Source organism: Stenotrophomonas sp. YJH_SMC_25, assembly GCF_059369595.1.
Map to the genome: position 1 here is coordinate 247,641 of NZ_JCAFSV010000005.1, position 13,884 is coordinate 261,524.

Annotated in this window: 13 protein-coding genes; 7 read left to right on the forward strand and 6 right to left on the reverse strand. The window is 66.9% G+C overall.

The annotated features are described in order from the left end of the window. Positions 1 to 5: 5 nt before the first annotated feature. The 4 genes from ubiM to AC5P7E_RS09310 all read right to left on the reverse strand — a co-directional run bounded on the left by ubiM (position 6) and on the right by AC5P7E_RS09310 (position 3,447). Positions 6 to 1,184, reverse strand: a complete 1,179-nt coding sequence (gene ubiM / locus AC5P7E_RS09295) for a 5-demethoxyubiquinol-8 5-hydroxylase UbiM (protein WP_111117851.1) — start codon at positions 1,182 to 1,184, stop codon at positions 6 to 8. Between the two features lie 79 nt (positions 1,185 to 1,263). After that, a complete protein-coding gene (locus AC5P7E_RS09300) occupies positions 1,264 to 1,653 on the reverse strand; it encodes an MAPEG family protein (protein WP_005412709.1) in 390 nt (129 codons plus the stop codon). Positions 1,654 to 1,664: 11 nt separating this feature from the next. Next, positions 1,665 to 2,225 carry a DUF4019 domain-containing protein gene (locus AC5P7E_RS09305; protein ID WP_043034835.1) on the reverse strand — a complete coding sequence of 187 codons (561 nt, stop codon included), beginning with the start codon at positions 2,223 to 2,225 and terminating at the stop codon, positions 1,665 to 1,667. Between the two features lie 58 nt (positions 2,226 to 2,283). After that, positions 2,284 to 3,447, reverse strand: coding sequence for a COG3904 family protein (locus tag AC5P7E_RS09310; RefSeq protein ID WP_005408698.1), 1,164 nt, complete (start codon positions 3,445 to 3,447; stop codon positions 2,284 to 2,286). A gap of 581 nt (positions 3,448 to 4,028) precedes the next feature. On the opposite strand from AC5P7E_RS09310, the gene AC5P7E_RS09315 reads away from it, so the two are divergent. The 3 genes from AC5P7E_RS09315 (at position 4,029) to AC5P7E_RS09325 (ending at position 7,673) form a co-directional block, all read left to right on the forward strand. After that, positions 4,029 to 5,507 (forward strand): AlkA N-terminal domain-containing protein, encoded by a 1,479-nt coding sequence (locus tag AC5P7E_RS09315; protein WP_495222838.1) that lies wholly within the window; start codon positions 4,029 to 4,031, stop codon positions 5,505 to 5,507. Then, positions 5,504 to 5,995 carry a methylated-DNA--[protein]-cysteine S-methyltransferase gene (locus AC5P7E_RS09320; protein WP_021202265.1) on the forward strand — a complete coding sequence of 164 codons (492 nt, stop codon included), beginning with the start codon at positions 5,504 to 5,506 and terminating at the stop codon, positions 5,993 to 5,995. The genes AC5P7E_RS09315 and AC5P7E_RS09320 overlap by 4 nt, the downstream gene beginning before the upstream one ends. Before the next feature lie 427 nt (positions 5,996 to 6,422). Next, entirely contained in the window at positions 6,423 to 7,673 is a 1,251-nt protein-coding gene (locus tag AC5P7E_RS09325) for an alkaline phosphatase family protein (protein WP_062607475.1), read from the forward strand. A gap of 103 nt (positions 7,674 to 7,776) precedes the next feature. Here the strand turns inward: AC5P7E_RS09325 and AC5P7E_RS09330 are convergent, their stop codons facing one another. Both AC5P7E_RS09330 and AC5P7E_RS09335 read right to left on the reverse strand, forming a co-directional pair. Beyond that, complete coding sequence (locus AC5P7E_RS09330) at positions 7,777 to 7,956, reverse strand: 30S ribosomal protein THX (RefSeq protein ID WP_004150462.1); 180 nt, start codon at positions 7,954 to 7,956, stop codon at positions 7,777 to 7,779. Positions 7,957 to 8,066: 110 nt separating this feature from the next. After that, the gene (locus AC5P7E_RS09335; RefSeq protein ID WP_008264835.1) at positions 8,067 to 8,480 is read right to left on the reverse strand and encodes a MerC domain-containing protein; all 414 of its coding nucleotides are present in this window, start codon (positions 8,478 to 8,480) and stop codon (positions 8,067 to 8,069) included. Positions 8,481 to 8,616: 136 nt separating this feature from the next. On the opposite strand from AC5P7E_RS09335, the gene AC5P7E_RS09340 reads away from it, so the two are divergent. The 4 genes from AC5P7E_RS09340 (at position 8,617) to AC5P7E_RS09355 (ending at position 13,881) form a co-directional block, all read left to right on the forward strand. Continuing rightward, positions 8,617 to 10,824 carry a TonB-dependent receptor gene (locus AC5P7E_RS09340; RefSeq protein ID WP_005408693.1) on the forward strand — a complete coding sequence of 736 codons (2,208 nt, stop codon included), beginning with the start codon at positions 8,617 to 8,619 and terminating at the stop codon, positions 10,822 to 10,824. Between the two features lie 445 nt (positions 10,825 to 11,269). Continuing rightward, positions 11,270 to 11,440: a hypothetical protein gene (locus AC5P7E_RS09345; protein WP_162792530.1), complete on the forward strand. Its 171-nt coding sequence runs from the start codon at positions 11,270 to 11,272 to the stop codon at positions 11,438 to 11,440. A gap of 201 nt (positions 11,441 to 11,641) precedes the next feature. Next, positions 11,642 to 12,208, forward strand: coding sequence for a TetR/AcrR family transcriptional regulator (locus AC5P7E_RS09350; RefSeq protein ID WP_019659167.1), 567 nt, complete (start codon positions 11,642 to 11,644; stop codon positions 12,206 to 12,208). Further along, positions 12,208 to 13,881, forward strand: coding sequence for an MFS transporter (locus tag AC5P7E_RS09355; RefSeq protein ID WP_076739891.1), 1,674 nt, complete (start codon positions 12,208 to 12,210; stop codon positions 13,879 to 13,881). Before AC5P7E_RS09350 ends, AC5P7E_RS09355 begins: the two co-directional genes overlap by 1 nt. The last annotated feature ends 3 nt before the right edge of the window (positions 13,882 to 13,884 follow it).

Consider the following 13,884-nt stretch of genomic DNA (forward strand, 5'->3'; position numbering starts at 1 on the left):
GCTGTTCAGGCTACGCGCTGGGTCAGGTGCGAGGCAATCAGCTGCCTGAACGGTGCCACGCCCTGCGCCAGGCGCAGGCCGGCCGCCCGCAGCAGTCGCGCCGGGCGGCGATCGTCGGTGTACAGGCTGGCGATCGCATTGGTGGCCTCGTACAGCGGCCGCGACGCCAGCCGGTGACCCCGCTGGTAGCTGGCCAGCATGCCGGCGGCGGCAATGTCGGCACCGCGACGCTGCTGCGCGACGATGCCCTGCGCCAGCCGCTGTGCGCTGGCCAGGCCCAGGTTGAAGCCATGCGCGGTGACCGGGTGCATGCCGACGGCGGCATCGCCGATCAGCGCCGAACGCTCGCCAACAAAACGGTGCGCGTACACACCTACCAGCGGATACGCCTGCGGCGTGGCCACCGGCTGCATCCGACCCAGCCGATGTTCCAAGCAAGCACTGATGGCCTCGCCGAAGGCCACCTCGTCCATCGCCAGCAGCGCGTCGATCTGCCGCGGCGGCAGCGTGATCACCGCCGAGGCCTGGCCCTCGTTGAGCGGCAGCAGCGCCATCGTGCGGCCGTAGCCGAACCATTCCCAGGCAGTGTGGCGATGGTCGCGCTCGACCTGCATGCGGCACACCAGCATCGACTTGCCGAAGTCGCGCATCTGCGCACCGATGCCGAGCATGCGGCGGGTGGCGGAGAAGCGGCTGTCAGCGGCCACCAGCAGCCGCGCATGCAGTTGGCTGCCGTCATCGAGTTTGACAACGTGGCCCTGCGCATCGGCTTGCACGCCCTGCACCTTGCGCCCGTCGAACAGTTCCACGCCGTCCTGGCCCTGCACCGCATCCCATGCGGCACGGCGGATCAGATGGTTGGGTACCAGCCAGCCCAGCGGCTGGCCGTCGACCTGACTGCTGGCGAAGGTCAGCGCGAACGGCGAGCCGCCGTTCATCACCTTGGCATCGCGCAGTTCAGCGACTTCGGCCTGCGGCAGGCGCTGCCACAGACCCAATTGCTCCATGCTCTGCCGCGAGGCATGGGTCAACGCGATCTCCCTGCCATCGAAGGCGGCCTCGGCCAGGGCCTGGCGCGGTTGCACTTCGACCAGCCCGACCTGCAGCCCGCTGCCGGCCAGCGCGCGCGCGAAGCACAGACCTGCCGGTCCGGCGCCGACCACCACCACGTCCATCCTGCGCATGCGCGCCTCCTGCCGTTGATTCAGTCCGCGCCAGCATAGCGCCGCGCACCTGAGCGGCCTTGATCTGGATCAGGCCGACTTACAGAAGTGCGAACACCAGCGCCAGGATCGACAGCAGCGACACCAGCCACACCAGGCTGCGCACGTAGGGCACGCCTGCGGCGTACAGGGGCAGATAGACCACACGCGCCCAGAAGTAGGCCTGCGCCGCCAGTGCAGTGGTGTCGTTGCCGCGACCGGCCACGACCACCGCGATGGCGGCGGCGGCGAAGAACGGGAACGTCTCCAGGAAATTGGCCTGCGCACGCTGCAGGCGCCCGGCCAGTGGGCTGACCGGCTTTGCGTCGCCATCGCGTGCCGAGGCATTCCACTTCATCCCGCGCTCGCGGGTGACCACGGTGGAGGTGGCGAAGATGTAAACGAAGCCGAGCAGGACCGACCAGGCCAGCATCGTCAATTCAGTTGCCATCATTCATCTCCTCAGGGTGCCGACGCACGCAGGCTGTAACCGGCCAGACGCCACACCTGGTCCTCGTCGAAACGGAACGAGACCAGCTCGCGCACCGGCTGCGCGCTGTTGGCGAAACGGGTCGGGAAACTGACGTTGATGTACAGCCCTTCCGGCACTGCGGCACCTGCGCTGTACTTGACCCGGGTGATGGTGGGCTGGCCACGCCCAGCCAGCGCACCCAGGCGCGTGCGCTCGGTGGTCAGCTGGCTGACGAATGCGGCCTTCGGTACTGCACGGCGCGCGACGGCGGAGGCGCCATCCCACAGTTCGCCGGCGCGGTTGGCATCGACCAGCTGTGCGGCTTTCAGTGCAGCAGCGCCCATCTCGGCATCCTGTTTCTGCACCTGGGCCTGCTGTGCAGCGGTCAACGCCGGAGCACCGGCGGTGGCTGGCTTCGCAGCCGCTGGCGAGGCCGGGGCCGGGCGTGCCGGAGCCGGTGCAGGCGTGGCCGGCGCAGGCGTGGCCGGCGCAGGTGCCTGCGCCAATGCGGTCAGGGGCAGCAGGGACAGCAGCAGGAGCACGCGCTTCATGGACACCGCCGGTTTTCTGGAGAGAACCGCAGTCTACGCCAGCGCGGTGACTATGCCGTCAGCGTGCCGGGGCGTTGCCCTCCACCGCTGCCGCATCAGCCTGCGCGGCGGGCGCGGCGGTGTTCACTGGCGCCTGTTCGGCCACCGGCGGCGGCTCCGACGGTGCCGGTGGCAGCGTTGCCACATCGATCTCCGACAGTGGGCTTTCTTCCGGGCACACCGCATCCGGGAAACCGAAGCGCTGCTTCAGTGCCTGGCCGCAGCTGTTGATCGATTCCATGTCGGCGCCTTCGCGCTTGCACTGCTGGTCGAAGGCAATCAGGAACGCGTCCTTGCGTTGCACGAAGTCGTCACCACAGGCCCGCATCTGCTTGATCCGTTCCAGATCGTCCTGCACCGCGTTGGTGCCGTCCAGGCCGTACTGGCGCAGCTCATCCTGCGTAAGCAGGCGCAGGCTGCGGTTGGGCACGGTCATCATCAGGTCGGCCACACCCACCGCCACGCCGTTGCGCTGCAGGTAGTCCTTCACGTTGTCGTAGACCTCGTGCAGCTCGCGGTTGAGTTCCGCGCGCGAGGTGGCCTTGGAGCTGATCCGCATCATGCGGTGGATGCCGACCTTGCCCGACAGCAGGCGGTTGTCACCGGCAGCCAGCACGAACACGCAGGCACTGTGGCAGATCGAGCCCTCGCGCACCCAGATCGTCCAGCCCGATTCACCGATGCTGTCGCCGGCGACAATCGCCGATTCCACCTGGCCGCCGCTGGAATCCAAGTCGAGGATGCGCTTGTGGATCTTCTGCTCGTCAGCGACCACGGCCAGTCGCCACATCATCTCGGCGAAGCCCGGATTGATCTTGCCGGCGTAACGCACACGCATCAGGCCGCGCTCGGCGCACGGCGCCAGTGCCTGGGTGATCTGTTCGCGCTGCAGGCCCTCCAGCTCGACGCCATCGCCCGCCTCACCGGCGTACTCGGTACTGCAGCTGACCCAGGCGCGGCCATTCTCCAACTGCGCCTGCGGCCACGGCCGATCCGCCCGGCTGCGCGGCGGCGCCGGCGGTGGTGGTGCATCGGCGGCATTGATCGACACCATGTTCTCACCATCGCTGGCCGGCGCCCGCGCGGCCTTGTCGGCGGCGGTGACATTGCCCGGATTCTCCAGCTGGCTGCAGCCCGCCAGGGCAAGGCACAACAGGGGCAACCAGCGGAGTTTGGCGGACATCGGGCAACCGGTCTTCACGTGAGCAAGAGCCACAGTCTACCCGTCCGGGGCACGCATTCAGCGCGTGGCACTGAACCCCTTCTGACCCTTGGGAAAAGCGTGTCGACCAAGGTCGACACCCACCAACAGCAGCGCAGAACGCCCGCAAGACATGTCGCAGGAACCTCTCGAAGGCGGGGTGGGTCCGGTTGCAGGGGCGTGAGCGCCATGGGCCCGAGGCATGCCTCGGGCGGGTTGGGCAGGACGCCCAACCCCGGTCTTGCCGTGTGCGCAGGACAGCGCACACGAGCAAGCGGCGACCGAGCTACATGGGTGAGGGCGCTTTGCTTGCGAAGCACTGCTTCGCAAGCGCCCGAACGCACAGCCGCCAGCGGCTGGGCCGGGCCCCGGAGGGGTACTTGCAGCGTCCCCTGCAACCGGACCCACCCCGCCCTGCCGCAGGAAACCAGCTTCTGCTGTTGCCGTTGCCGGCCAGCGGCCGGCACTACCACGGGGGCAGGGCGCAGCCCGGCCTGACCCCCTTCAGCATCCATGTCCGAATGTGGCGAGTATCCCTACCCGCACACGCCTAGACTGGCGCCATGGACACCGACCTCGCCCTCGACACCGCCGCCTGCGACCGCGCCCGCCTGGCCCGTGACGCACGCTTCGACGGCGTTTTCTTCACCGCCGTGCGCAGCACCGGCATCTATTGCCGCCCCGTCTGCCCGGCGCCGCCGCCGAAGCCACGCAACATCACCTACTATCCGACCACTGCCGCGGCCGCTGCTGCCGGCTACAGGCCGTGCCTGCGCTGCCGCCCCGAACTGGCACCGCAGGCCCAGCAGGCACTGGCCGGGCAAACCGTGCAGCGCGCCCTCGCCATCATCCACGGCGGCTTCCTGCAGGAGCAGCCCGTTGCAGACCTCGCGCAGAAGATCGGCCTCAGCGCGCGCCAGCTGCAGCGCCTGTTCGTCGAACATCTCGGCGCAACACCCGGACAGATCCATGCCACCCACCGCCTGCTGCTGGCCAAGCAACTGCTGACCGAAACCACGCTGCCGGTGACCGATGTTGCGCTGGCCGCCGGCTACAACAGTCTGCGCCGCTTCAATACCGCCTTCCTGCAGGGCTGCGGCATGGCACCGACGGCGCTGCGTCGCCAGCACCAGCCGCTGGCCGCCGATGACGGCGGCCTGGTACTGCGGCTCGTGTACCGCCCACCGTTGGACTTCCCGCGCATGCTGGCCTTCCTGCGCAAGCGCAGCCTGCCTGGCATCGAACTGATCGGCGAAGACAGCTACCAGCGCGTGCTCGGCACACCCGAGCGCCCCACCCTGCTGCGCGTCACCGCCGACCCGAAGCGCCCGGAACTGCGTCTGCAGCTGGGTGCGGTCGACCCGCGCCTGATCCCCGACATCGTGCGCCGTGTGCGTCGTGTGTTCGATCTGGACGCCGACCTGCAACAGGTGCACGCCGCGCTGGGCGAAGAACCCTTGCTGGCACGCGGCATCGCCGAACGCCCGGGGCTGCGCGTTCCGGGCGGCTGGGATGGCTTCGAGGTCGGCGTACGCGCCGTGCTCGGCCAGCAGGTCAGCGTCGCCGCCGCCACCACCTTTGCGCGGCGTCTGGTGGATGCGTATGGGGCGCATCTGCCGGGCATGCCGTCCGAGTTCGATCGCCAGTTCCCAGCGCCCGAGGTGCTGGCCGAGGCGCCGCTGGAATCGATCGGCCTGCCGCGCAGCCGCGCCGCCACGGTGCGTGCGCTGGCCGCTGCATGTGCCAGCGGCCAGCTCGACTTCGGACCCGGGCAGGCCCTGGAAGACTTTGTTGCGCGCTGCGTGGCATTGCCCGGCATCGGCCCGTGGACCGCGCAGTACATCGCCCTGCGCGGGCTCGGCCAGCCCGACGCCTTCCCCGCCGGCGACCTGGTGCTGCAGCAGGTGCTCGGCCACGCACAGGGCCAGCGCCTGAGCGAACGTGCAACTGAAGCGCGCTCGCAACCGTGGCGCCCGTGGCGCGCCTACGCCGTGCTGCACCTGTGGCACCTGTCCGGCACGTTCGTTGGAGAACCGACATGACCCTGTTGTTTGATCGCTTCGACAGCCCCATCGGCGTGCTGACCATCGCCGGTGATGAGCGTGGCCTGTCACATGTGCTGTTCCCGGAAAACCGCCATCCGGCACGCGGACGCGACGACTGGCACTACGCACCGGATGCGCTGCCGGAAGCGCGCGAACAGCTGCTGCAGTTCCTGCACGGCGAACGCAGCAGCTTCGACCTTGTGCTGGCGCCACGTGGCACGCCGTTCCAGCTGCGGGTGTGGCAGGCGCTGGCACTGATTCCGTTCGGCCAGACCTGGAGTTACCTGCAGCTGGCGCAGCACCTCGGCCAGCCCAGTGCGACCCGCGCGGTCGGCGCGGCCAACGGGCGCAATCCGCTGCCGATCATCCTGCCCTGCCATCGCGTGATCGGCAGCAACGGCGCATTGACCGGTTTCGGCGGCGGGCTGGAAACCAAGGCGGCACTGCTGCGGCTGGAACAACGCCAGGCCCCGCTGTTCGCCTGAGAGGGCTGGCCGGGCTGCGCCCGGCACCCGCAGAGGCTAGAGCAACAGCAACAGCAACAGCGGGCTTCCTGCGGGGAGGCAGGGTGGGTTCAGTTGCAGGGGACGCTGCAAGTACGTCCCTGTAAGCTCGGTCGCGCCATCCATGGCGCTCACGCCCCTGCAACCGGACCCACCCAGCTTCGACAGGTTCCGGCGATCTGTCCGGACGTCATTCTGCGCAACTGTTGGTAGGTGTCGACCTTGGTCGACACGGTAGATCCACGCCATGCGTGGATGGAAGCATCAGGGACATGTCTGGAGAAAAGCCCCCCCTTCCTGTTGAAGGGGGCGCGCCGACAGGCGCGGCGATAAGGAAAAATGCGCGGACACGGGGCGCGATAGCGCGCCGTGTCTTGGGCGCGTCATTGCGCGGGCTTATCATGCGTGGATGACTTCCGTACGCCTGACCTGCGCGCTGGCGCTGCTGCTGCCATTGGCCGCCTGCACCACCGCGCCCGCCCCTTCCGCCTCCGTTCCCGGTTCCGCCGCTGCGGCTTCGCCTCCGAAGCTGCTGCTGATCTCCATCGACGGCCTGCGCGCCGATGCGCTGGACCGTGGGCTCACTCCGAACCTGCAGCGACTGATCGACGGCGGCGTGCGTGCACGCTGGATGACGCCGTCCTATCCGTCGCTGACCTTCCCCAACCACTACACCATCGTCACCGGCCTGCGTCCGGACCACCACGGCATCGTCAACAACAGCATGGACGATGCAACCTTGGGCCGTTTCGAACTGAGCAACCGCGACGCGGTCACCACCAGCGGCTGGTGGGGTGGCGAACCGATCTGGGTCAGTGCCGAGAACGCTGGCGTACGTTCGGCCACCACGGCGTGGCCGGGCAGTGAGTCTGAAATCCGCGGCGTGCGCCCCAGCAAGTGGCGCGTATACGACGGCAAGGAACCGCTGGAGCAGCGGGCCGGCATCGTGCTCGACTGGCTGGCACAGACCGATGCTGATGCACCGCGCCTCACCACGCTGTACATGGAACACGTGGACAAGGCCGGCCACAACTACGGCCCCGGGTCGAAGGAGTACGCCGACGCCATCGTGCGCGCCGACCAGATCGTCGGCCAGGTGCTCGACGGGCTGCAGCAGCGCGATCTAGCCAAGACCACCAACGTGATCGTCGTCTCCGACCACGGCATGGCCAGCGTCGCCGACGGCAACGTGATCGCCACCGAGTCGATGGCCGACCCGGCCATCGCACGCAATATCAGCCAAGGCCAGTCAGTGGGTTTTGCGCCGGTCGCCGGCCGCGAAGCGGAAGCCGAACGCGCCCTGCTCGGACGCCACGCGCACTACGAATGCTGGAAGAAGGAGAACCTGCCGGCACGCTGGCACTACGGCACGCATCCGCGGGTTCCGGCCATCGTCTGTGTCATGGATGAAGGCTGGGATGCCCTGCACCAGGAGAAGATCGCCAAGCGTGCGAAGCAGGATCGAGGTTCGCATGGCTACGACAACGCACTGCCTTCCATGCGCGCAGTGTTCGTGGCCGGCGGCCCGTCGTTCCGCCAGGGCCTGGTGATCGATGGCTTCGACAACGTCGATGTCTATCCGCTGCTGGCCCACCTGCTGCAGGTACCGGCCGCGCCGAACGATGGCAATCCGGAAACGCTGAAGAAGACACTGCGCTGATGCGGTTGTAGAGCCGAACCCACGCTCGGCTCACCGGACAGGCATAAAAAAAAAACGCGGCGCCAGGCGCCGCGTTTTTCATTGAACCGGTCGTTCGACCGGATCAGGCCTTGGCGACGGCCTTCTTCGCCACAGCCTTCTTCGCCGGAGCCTTGGCCACGGTCTTCTTGGCAACCGGAGCGGCGGCGCCTACGGCGACCTTGCTGGCGGTGTGCGAACGGGCGTTGCCATAGCTGGCGTTGTAGCGCTTGCCCTTGGCGGTCTTGCGGTCACCCTTACCCATGTCTTCAACTCCTCAAATGTGAAATCTGGTTACCCCGTACTGACACGGGTTCGGCGGGGCCGCCTTGCTGGGCGCCCCCGCGCACGATCGAAAATCCTATCACGGAGCGCCTAGTGCGCGCAGCTGGCGTCGTGCACGTGACCGTGGTTGAGGCGCAGGTTGACCAGATGGGCCACACCCACCAGCAGGCCACCGATGGTCATCACCACCGCGTGCGGCACCGCATTGTGGTGCAGCGGGTCATACAGCACGCCGGCCCACAATGCGACCAGACCGGGAATCAGGAAGCCCAGCGCACGCAGCGCACCGTGCCGGCGGTAGCCCCAGACCAGGCTGAACAACCCCAGCAGGGTCACGAACACCACCAGCGCCTGTTCCACGCCGTCGCTCAGCCAGAACGACAGCCCCAATGAAGGCGCTGCGGCCAGCAGCACCGGGATCACCGCGCAGTGCACCGCGCACAGCATCGAACCAGTGGCGCCGAAACGGTCGAGCAGGTGGCGCAGGCGTGAGGACAGGGACATGACTTCCAGCAGGGTCGGCGAATCGTTATGGAATAATATAACATCCCTCTCCGACCCGCACGGTTTCCCTCCCCCCTGTCCCATCGACGGGATTCGTGCGCCCCGCGATTGATACATTGTAACAAAGGACCCGTCCATGCCCGCCCATACCCCACGGCTCAAGCCGCATTCCCTGGCCCTGGCGCTCGCCGCCCTGCTGCCGTCCGTCGCCTTTGCAGCCGGCCAGGACACCGCCCATCGTGACCGCCACCTGACCGAGCTGTCGTCGGTGCAGGTCACCGCGTCGCCATTGCAGGGTGATGCCGAATCGCTGGCGCGCCCGGTGGAGGTGCTGGCCGGTGAACGCCTGGACGAGCAGAAGGCCGGCACCCTCGGCGATACCGTGGCCAAGCTGCCCGGCGTGCAGAGCACCTTCTTCGGCCCCGGCGTCGGCCGCCCGATCATCCGTGGCCAGGAAGGCCCGCGCGTGGCCGTGCTGTCCAACGGCATGGGGAACATGGATGCCTCCACGGTCAGCGCCGACCACGCCACCAGCATCGAACCGTTCCTGGCCGACCAGATCGAAGTACTGAAGGGCCCAGCCACGCTGCTGTTCGGCAGCGGCGCCATTGGTGGTGCGGTCAATGTGGTCGACGGGCGCATCGCGCGCGAGCTGCCGGAGCGGCCGCTCAGCGGTCGTGCCGAACTGCGCGGCAATTCGGTGAACAACGAGCGCAGCGGCATGTTCCGCCTCGATGGCGTCAGCGGCAACGTCGTGCTCCATGTGGATGGCCTGGTCCGCAATGGCGACGACTACCGCATTCCCGGCTACGCGGTGATCGACAGCCTGGAAGACCACCACGACGACCACAACCATGATCATGCGGGCGAGGAAGGCGAAGAGCCGCGCCGCGGCCGCCTCGACAACAGCTCGATCCGCACCCGCGCCGGTGGCGTCGGCGCAACGTGGCTGGGCGACGGCGGCTACTTCGGCGTATCGGCCAGTACCTACCGCACCAACTACGGCATTCCCAATGGCGCGCACGTGCACGCCGATGGTGACGATCATGGCCATGACCACGGTCACGACCATGGCGACGAAGAGGAAGGCGGCGACGAGCACGACGTGCGCATCGACATGGTGCAGAACCGCTTCGAGACCAAGGCCGGCATCTACAACCCGGTCTCGTTCCTGAAGAACATCAACGCACGCGTGGCCTACACCGACTACGAACACGTGGAGCTGGAAGCCGGTACGCCGTCGACCCGCTTCACCAACCGCGGCATCGAAGCGCGCCTGGAAGCGGTGCAGCAGCAGATCGGCGGCTGGGACGGCGCCTTCGGCCTGCAGTTCGGCAACAGTGATTTCGGTGCCAAGGGCGAAGAGGCGTTCGTTCCGGATACCGGCACGAAGAACATCGGCCTGTTCGTGCTGCAGGAAAAGCAGTTCGGCCCGTTCAAGCTGGAACTGGGCGGCCGCCACGATCAGGTCAAGCTGGACCCGAGCGGTGACTACCGCCGCCGCACGTTCGGCGCCACCAACCTGTCTGCCGCTGGCATCTGGAAGCTCAACGATGCCGTTGACCTGCGCATCGGCGTGGACAGCTCCGAGCGAGCACCGACCAACGAAGAGCTGTATGCCGCCGGCGCGCACATCGCCACCCGTTCGCTGGAAATCGGCGACGCCAACCTGAAGACCGAGCGCGGCCAGCGCGTGGAACTGGGTATCCACACCCACAGCGAGCGCCTGGACTTCTCCGCGTCGGTCTACCAGACCAGGTTCAAGGACTTCATCTACCTGGCCGACACCGGCATCACCGAGGGCCTGCCAGTGCGCACCTGGACGCAGCAAGACGCGGTATTCCGCGGTGCCGAGGCCGAAGCGCTGGTACACCTGTTCGAGGGCGGCGCCGGTGACTGGGACCTGCGCCTGTTCGGCGACTATGTGAAGGCCAAGCTGGATGGCAGCGGCAGCCGCAACCTGGACATCGCCGTGCCGCATGGCGACCACAACCACAACTACACGGTGGAACTGGCCAACACCGGCTATCTGCCGCGCATCGCACCGGCCCGCGTCGGCGCCGACCTGCGCTGGTCGAAGGACGGCTGGCGCGCTTCGGTCGGTGCGGTGCGCTACAGCCGCCAGAAGGACGTCGCCCAGAACGAAGCCCCGAGCGACGGCTACACTCTGGTCGACGCGCATCTGGCCTACCGCTGGGATCGCAACGCCAGCAACAGCTACGAGGTGTTCCTGGATGGCAGCAACCTGACCAACCGCGAAGTGCGTCCGCATACCTCGCTGCTGCGCGACTACTCGCCGCTGCCAGGCCGTGGTGTCGCATTCGGCATCCGCGCGTTCTTCTGACCGGCCTACGCCGTCGGAACATTACCTGAGGGGGCCGAAAGGCCCCCTTTTTTGTCGTATATGGCATGAACTGGTGAAAGCGGCGCACTACCGACGCATCACCATCTGCTACGCGGCTAGACTCAGCCCGGTGTCAATCCAATAGATAAACTGAGCGGAAACATTTGCATGGCCCTGAGTCTCGATGCCGAACTGGAAGAACGCTTCCTTGCAATCGCCAAACGCGGGAGAACCGCTTGGCTGGCCGGCGACATTGCGGAGGCAGAGCATCGCTTCCTTGAAAGCTGGGACATGATTCCGGAGCCGAAATCTGCTTATGACTACGGCCAGATTACATCGTATGGAATAGCTGTCTTCTATCGCGATACCGCCCAATTTGAAGGCCAGAGCGTGGGCGATGGTCGCCAGAGACATCTATGGAGAAGGCGAAGCTGCGAGCGTGTCCATGGACGAACTCGCCGCCACCATCCAGTTCGAGTCCGGAGACCTGGATGGGGCCTACACACTATTTGAACCGCACTACCGGAAGTACGGCCGTCGTGTCTTTGAGGGCCACAAGAAGGGGTTCATTGATTTCATCAAGAGCAGGAAGAAAACTGGAAAGGTGGATCAGTGAGCCGCTAGCCCGTTCGCATCCGCTCCAGATACTCATCCACGCATGGCGTGGATCTACTGCCCCCTACGGGAGCCGTGGGGTTCCTACATATCGCTGCTACACCATCACACATCCGTCACAAAGATGTGCGTACCACAACAAGCGGACAATCCCGTCACCCAATGTCTCGCCAATCGGACACTTTTGTCCGAAAATAATTCCATGACTGCCCAACGTGCCGATGCTGCTGCCCGCCGTGCCCTCATCCTCGATGCCGCCGATCATGTGTTCGGCCAACATGGTGTCACCGCCCCGCTGGACCTGGTTGTCGAACGCGCCCAGGTAGGCCGCGCCACCCTGTACCGCAATTTCCCCGACCGCACCGCGCTGATCCAGGCGCTGCTGCAGCGCACGGTCGACCGCATCCGGCGCCAGGTCGAGCAGCTCGGTGACCGCGACGACGCCCTGTTCGAGGTGTTCGAGGGCATGGCCCAGCGCATCATTGATTCGCCGGCATTGGCCGATTACTGGCGTGCGGTCGATTCGGACGTGCCGTCCATGCGCGCCGCGCGCGAGACCGTGCGCGACCTGCTGGAGGAACCGATCGCGCGCGCCAAGGCCGCCGGGCTGTGCCGTGCCGACCTGGAAAAGACGGATATTTCACTGATCTCGGGCATGCTGGGTGCGGCCCTGCGCGGCAAGACCCGCGACGAGCGCGCCCAGTTGGCCGGGCGCGCCCTGCAGCTGCTGCGTGGGGGTCTCCAGGGAGCTGCCAGCGAGGCCCGTTGATGGTCCAGCCGTATCTGAAGCCGGTTCCGGATTGGGAGGAGCACGAAAAGCCGACCATGCCCGGTTCGGCATCGATGCCCTGGCACCCGCCGTATCGGCGCGCGGCCTATGCGCTGGTATCACTGCTGGTGGCGATCACCGGCGGCCTCGGCAATGCGCTGGTCACCGCCAACCTGCCGTTCCTGCAGGGCCAGCTGGCGCTGACCCCGACCCAGGGCAGCTGGCTGGTGGCCGCCTATGCCATGGTGAATGTCACCGCCAACCTGCTGGCCTTCAAGTTCCGCCAGCAGTACGGCATCCGCCTGTTCGCAGAGATCGGGCTGGGCCTGTACGCAGCGCTGGCGGTACTGCACCTGTTCGTCGGCAGCTTCGAGACCACGATGCTGACCCGCGCCGCCAGCGGCTTCGCGGGTGCGGCCTGTTCGACACTGGGCACGCTGTACATGCTGCAGGCGCTGCCGCGCCGCTTTACCGGCAACCTGCTGGTGGTCGGCGTCGGCCTCTCGCAGCTGGCGGTGCCGATCGCCTGGATCGTTTCACCAGGCCTGGTCGATACCGGCCAATGGCATCAGCTCTACTCATTCGAAGCCGGGCTGGCACTGTGCGCGTTCGCGGCAGTGGTGGTGCTGAAGCTGCCGCCCGGCATCCAGGTGAAGGCCTTCGAACCGCTGGACTTCCTCACCTTTGCCCTGCTCGCACCGGCCGTCGCGCTGCTGGTGATCGTGCTGGCGCAGGGCTACACCCGCTGGTGGCTTAACACGCCGTGGCTGGGCTGGGCCCTGGTCGCCTCGATCGTGCTGTCCACCACCGCCTTCATCATCGAGCACTACCGGCGCAATCCGCTGCTGCAGACACGCTGGCTGGCCAGCCTGCCCGTACTGCATTTCATCGTCGGCGCCTTCCTGATCCGCTTCCTGACCACCGAGCAGTCCTACGGCGTGGTCAACCTGATGCGCACGCTCGGCATGGGCCCTGATCAGTTGCGGCCGCTGTTCGTGGTGATTCTTGCCGGCGTGATCACCGGTATCGCCGGCACTGCACTGACCTTCGGGCCCAAACGGCTGATCCCGCAGCTGCTGATGGCGATCCTGCTGCTGGGCGCCGCCGCGTTCTTCGACCAGCACCGCACCAGCATGGATCGGCCGCACGACTTCTACGCCAGCCAGTTCCTGGCCTCGGTCGGTGCCGGCATGTTCATGGGCCCGTTGATCATGCTCGGCATTTCCGCCGCGCTGAAACAGGGCGTGGACCACATGATCACCTTCCTGGTGACGCTGTCGATCACGCAGACGCTGGGCGGCCTGGCCGGCTCGGCCGTGCTGGGGACCTTCCAGCTGCATCGCGAGCAGCTGTATTCCAGCGCGCTGACCAGCCAGCTCGACCCGGCCGATCCGGTGGTGGCACAGCGCCTGCGCATCCAACAGCAGCTGTACAGCGCCCAGATCACCGATCCGGTGCTGCGCAGCGCGCAGGGCAGCGCGCAGTTGGCGCAGACGACGCGCCGTGAAGCCAACGTACGCGGCTTCAATGATGTGTTCACACTGAGCGGTTGGTTGGCCATCGGCTTCCTGTGCTGGTTGCTGTTGCTGTCGCTGCGCACCGCCGTGCTCAAGCAATGGCGCAAGCGCCACCCCGCTTCCCCCGCTGTGGCCACGCCGGCCGCGCCTCGCTGAGTT

Bases quoted from the DNA above. Each gene is read 5' to 3' on its own strand.
- AC5P7E_RS09335 (WP_008264835.1), bottom strand. From the start codon at position 8,480: ATGTCCCTGTCCTCACGCCTGCGCCACCTGCTCGACCGTTTCGGCGCC.
- AC5P7E_RS09345 (WP_162792530.1), top strand. From the start codon at position 11,270: ATGGACGAACTCGCCGCCACCATCCAGTTCGAGTCCGGAGACCTGGAT.
- AC5P7E_RS09315 (WP_495222838.1), top strand. From the start codon at position 4,029: ATGGACACCGACCTCGCCCTCGACACCGCCGCCTGCGACCGCGCCCGC.
- AC5P7E_RS09330 (WP_004150462.1), bottom strand. From the start codon at position 7,956: ATGGGTAAGGGTGACCGCAAGACCGCCAAGGGCAAGCGCTACAACGCC.
- AC5P7E_RS09310 (WP_005408698.1), bottom strand. From the start codon at position 3,447: ATGTCCGCCAAACTCCGCTGGTTGCCCCTGTTGTGCCTTGCCCTGGCG.
- AC5P7E_RS09305 (WP_043034835.1), bottom strand. From the start codon at position 2,225: ATGAAGCGCGTGCTCCTGCTGCTGTCCCTGCTGCCCCTGACCGCATTG.
- AC5P7E_RS09300 (WP_005412709.1), bottom strand. From the start codon at position 1,653: ATGGCAACTGAATTGACGATGCTGGCCTGGTCGGTCCTGCTCGGCTTC.
- ubiM (WP_111117851.1), bottom strand. From the start codon at position 1,184: ATGCGCAGGATGGACGTGGTGGTGGTCGGCGCCGGACCGGCAGGTCTG.
- AC5P7E_RS09320 (WP_021202265.1), top strand. From the start codon at position 5,504: ATGACCCTGTTGTTTGATCGCTTCGACAGCCCCATCGGCGTGCTGACC.
- AC5P7E_RS09350 (WP_019659167.1), top strand. From the start codon at position 11,642: ATGACTGCCCAACGTGCCGATGCTGCTGCCCGCCGTGCCCTCATCCTC.
- AC5P7E_RS09355 (WP_076739891.1), top strand. From the start codon at position 12,208: ATGGTCCAGCCGTATCTGAAGCCGGTTCCGGATTGGGAGGAGCACGAA.
- AC5P7E_RS09340 (WP_005408693.1), top strand. From the start codon at position 8,617: ATGCCCGCCCATACCCCACGGCTCAAGCCGCATTCCCTGGCCCTGGCG.
- AC5P7E_RS09325 (WP_062607475.1), top strand. From the start codon at position 6,423: ATGACTTCCGTACGCCTGACCTGCGCGCTGGCGCTGCTGCTGCCATTG.